Here is a 3,674-nt window from a genome sequence, read left to right as displayed (position 1 = left end):
TCCTACGGGCGGCTGCGCGCCCGGGCCGCCGAACTGGGCCTGCGGCCGGACGCGTACACGGCCACCGTCCGCTGCCTGTTGCTGACCGCCGACCCGCAGTGCCGTACGCGCGTGTTCTTCGGCGTCGGCGCGGGCGGCCTGTTCCGCCTCCGGGACGGGGTCTGGCAGGACCTGGAGCCGGACCCGCCGGCGGAGCGCAAGGGCGAGCCGGTCATCGGCTGCGGACCGGCGCCCGCCGACCCGGTGACGATGGACCTCGGCATCCCGACGCCGGGTCTCGCGCCGCCCGTGGAGCCCGTCGAGGTGGAGCCGCCGGGCGAGCCCTTCCGCTTCCGGGCCTCCGTGGCCCGCTCCGGGGACACCCTGATGCTGTGCACGGCGGGCCTCGCCGATCCCATGCGCGGCGAACAGGAGCTGGGCGGCCGGCTGGCCGAGCGCTGGGCGGGCGAGCGCCCGCCGGGGCTCGCCGCGTTCCTCGCCGACACCCAGCTGCGGGTCAAGGGATACGCCGACGACCGTACGGCGTGTGCCCTCTGGGAGGCGTAACCGGGCCGGTTCCGGGGCGGGGCGGTGACGTGGTCACCGCCCCGCCCGGCCGTCTCCGGGCCCGGTGCGGCGCAGCGGCGGCGGCAAGGTACGGACCGGTGCGCCGGGAATTCCTTCCAGCCCCGCACAAATTCCCGGACCGGCGCACGCCAACGGCATATTCGCGCACCGCGCAAGAGGCTCCGGGATTTTGGTCATATCACCATGTTGATGGCTCAACAGGCGTTGTCCAGCGTGGTCCGGGGCATGCATTGCGGTGAGTGAGCGCGAGCGTGTTCGAGGCCGGGGCGCCGGGGAGGGGTCGGGGCAGGGAGGATGAAACGGCAGGCAGCAGGCCGGGCGGGCGCGGAGGGTTACGCGGGGGAGCGGGAGGACCGTACGGACCACAGGAGCGGTTTCGGGGACGGCGCGGCGCATTCCGGGCCGCTATTCGAAAGGAGGCTCCGCCGCCGGGATCTCACCGGCGTCCGGGAAGTCCGGGCCGAGTTGCGGCGCTTTCTGGCCCGCTGGGGCGCGCCGGGCCGGGCGGAGACCGCCGAGCTGCTCACGAGTGAGCTCGTCACCAATGCGCTGGTGCACACCGACGGGGGCGCCGTGGTCAAGGCCGTGTTCACGGGCGGGGCGTTCGCGGGCGCCGCGTGCCGCGCGAAGGGGCGGCTGCGCGTGGAGGTGCGGGACTTCATGGCGGGCCATCCCGCGCTGGGCGGCCCGGGCACGGACATCGGTCCGGTCAGGGACGTCGTCCCGGAGATGAACGACATCGAGAAGGCGGCGACGTCGGGGCGGGGGCTGCTGCTCGTCCACGCCCTGTCGGACGGCTGGGGTGTGTGCGCCCACGGCGTCGGGAAGTCGGTCTGGTTCGAACTGGCAGCCCAAGAGCCCTGAACCGCCGCTGCGCGGCGACCCAGGGCTCAGGGCTCAGCCGAACTGCCGCTCGATCTGGGCCAGCTTGGCCTCGAGCGAGTCCAGGCGGGGGATCGCCTGGGTGTCGTCCTCCGCAGTGAGGTCGATCGGATCAGGGCGGCCGACCGCCTGCAGCGGACGCGCGCGGACGGGAAGCTGTCCCTGGTCGACTATGGAAGGGTCCGGCCCGATCTGCGCCGGCTGTGCGGCGGCTGTCACGGCGGGCCCGCCGACCTCGACCTGCCGGCCGCCCCGGACCCGGCCCCACACCCGGTTCTGCCGGTTGTACGCCTTGAGCCGGGCGCGCTCCAGCTTGCCGGCCTCCCTCCTGCGGGCCCTGGCCTGCTCCCGCTGCCGTTTGTCCTCGCGGACCTCCTCCACGGCCTCGTCCAGCGAGCGGACGCCCTCCAGGAGCATCAGGGACCACGCGCCGAAGGTCTCGCGGGGAGCCCGCAGCCAGCGGACCATCCGGATCTGCGGCAACGGCCTGGGCACCAGGCCCTGTTCGCGCAGCGCGGCCCGGCGGGTCTGCTTGAGCGCGCGGTCGAAGAGGACGGCCGCGGACAGCGACATGCCGGCGAAGAACTGCGGTGCCCCGGCGTGGTCCAGGCCCCGGGGCGCGTGCACCCAGTTGAACCAGGCGGCCGCGCTGGCGAAGGTCCACACGAGCATGCGCGAGCCGAGCGCGGCGTCACCGTGGCTCGCCTCGCGCACCGCCAGCACCGAGCAGAACATGGCGGCCCCGTCGAGGCCGAAGGGCACCAGGTACTCCCAGCCGCCCGTCAGCCCCAGGTTCTGCCGCCCGAACCCCACGAGGCCGTGGAAGGAGAGGGCGGCGGCCACCGCGGCGCAGCAGAACAGGAGGACGTACGAGGCGCTTCCGTAGATGGCCTCCTTGCGCCGTCTGCGCTCCTCGTTGCGCTCCCAGGAGTCCGCGCCGCCTCCTGCGTCGTCCGCGCCGTGCCGGCCGCGCGCGAGCACCGTCACCGCCACCACGGCCCCGGCGAGCGCCACGACACTGGGGAGCATCCAATTCAGCGGTATATCGGTCACTCTCATCTTGCGTCCCTTGCATAGCTGTACAGCCTTTCGCGCGCCATCCTCGCGGAATCGGCCCGTTCGCCAAGGGGTTTCGCGCCAACTGCCTGCCAATGGAGGGCAACGGCATACGGATAGGTGCGAAGAAATTCGAACGTCATTAAGGGAAGAGGGAATTGCGTTCCCTTCACCTCACCCGATCGAGTGGTGTGAGGCCGGTCAGCTTACGGACAGCCGCTGTACCCGGTCCGTGTCGCACGTACGGGGGCAGGTCGTACAGGCGTCCTCGGGGCGCACGGTGTAAAAGAGGCAGCAACTGACGCGGTCGCGGGTCGGGATCGGCTCTCCCAGGCGGCCGGTAAGCATCCGGAAGGCCGCGCCGCCGGCGTACGGCGGCGTCACCCCCGGCAGCAGCAGGGCCAGTTCGCGGCGCGCCCGTTCCTCCTCGCCGAGCAGTCGGCCCACATACCACAGCGATTCGGCCAGTTCGTCCGTCACCATGCCCCACAGGGCGCGCGGACCGCGCCGCATCCGCGGCTGGAAGCCGACCAGTACGGGTGTGAAATGCGCGGCAATGGAAGCGCGCACTTCCGCGCGCAGCGCCTCTTCGCCGGCAACGGTCCGGGCGCCCGGCAGGCTGGCCGCCGGGTCGCCGGGCAAACACGCGAACTCCGCCGTCCGGGCCGTCATCCGGCCCAGGGCGCGGTGGAAGGAGACGTCCCCGGCGGACAGTCGCGGCACCCTGCGGTGCAGGAACCACGGGACGGTGAAGAGCAGGCAGGCCGGCCATGCGTAGCGGTGCAGGCCGATGCTCGCGACGACGTCGGGGCGGCCCTGCGCCCCGTGGTCGCGGCGGATCTGCTCGTCGTCCCACGCGAGGAAGGCGTCCAGCTCGCCGCCGCCCTCCGCGAGCCCCGCGGTGCTCACCCAGCCCTCGCCGGTGCACGGGGGCCCGGCGGTGACGGACAGGGCGGGGAAGACCTCGGCGAGGCGGGCGTAGGAGTCCAAGAGCGAGGGCGGGGCAGTCGGGGCGGACGTCATGCGGGACCACCGAATCGCGATCGTTCTACGGGTAAGGCTTACCTTACCCCGGTTGATCGGGGTTTGAACTGCAGGAGGCGCCGCCTATGGTTCAGAAAGGACATCAGGAGGACCCCAATGGAGCAGGGAAGATCCCGCACCGCCCC

4 protein-coding genes are annotated in these 3,674 nt (G+C 72.7%); 2 read left to right on the top strand and 2 right to left on the bottom strand.

Annotation, left to right across the window (positions count from 1 at the left end):
• The coding region (locus V7793_RS35080) for a protein phosphatase 2C domain-containing protein (protein ID WP_336013741.1) at nucleotides 1–546 on the top strand (546 nt) is incomplete at its 5' end.
• 486 nt (nucleotides 547–1,032) lie between these two features.
• Nucleotides 1,033–1,431, top strand: a complete 399-nt coding sequence (locus tag V7793_RS35075) for an ATP-binding protein (protein WP_443058061.1) — start codon at nucleotides 1,033–1,035, stop codon at nucleotides 1,429–1,431.
• Nucleotides 1,432–1,464: 33 nt separating this feature from the next.
• Here the strand turns inward: V7793_RS35075 and V7793_RS35070 are convergent, their stop codons facing one another.
• Complete coding sequence (locus V7793_RS35070) at nucleotides 1,465–2,508, bottom strand: DUF2637 domain-containing protein (RefSeq protein WP_336013739.1); 1,044 nt, start codon at nucleotides 2,506–2,508, stop codon at nucleotides 1,465–1,467.
• Nucleotides 2,509–2,706: 198 nt separating this feature from the next.
• Nucleotides 2,707–3,528, bottom strand: coding sequence for a (2Fe-2S)-binding protein (locus tag V7793_RS35065; protein ID WP_336013738.1), 822 nt, complete (start codon nucleotides 3,526–3,528; stop codon nucleotides 2,707–2,709).
• Nucleotides 3,529–3,674: the final 146 nt, after the last annotated feature.

It is taken from the genome of Streptomyces sp. KLMMK (assembly GCF_036961605.1).
Classification (GTDB): domain Bacteria; phylum Actinomycetota; class Actinomycetes; order Streptomycetales; family Streptomycetaceae; genus Streptomyces; species Streptomyces telluris.
The sequence above is the reverse complement of the archived record's forward strand: the minus strand, read 5'-3'. Positions and strand labels throughout refer to the sequence as shown.

Excerpts from the sequence above, each read along its gene's own strand:
- V7793_RS35065 (WP_336013738.1), bottom strand. The coding sequence starts at position 3,528 with ATGACGTCCGCCCCGACTGCCCCGCCCTCGCTCTTGGACTCCTACGCC.
- V7793_RS35070 (WP_336013739.1), bottom strand. The coding sequence starts at position 2,508 with ATGAGAGTGACCGATATACCGCTGAATTGGATGCTCCCCAGTGTCGTG.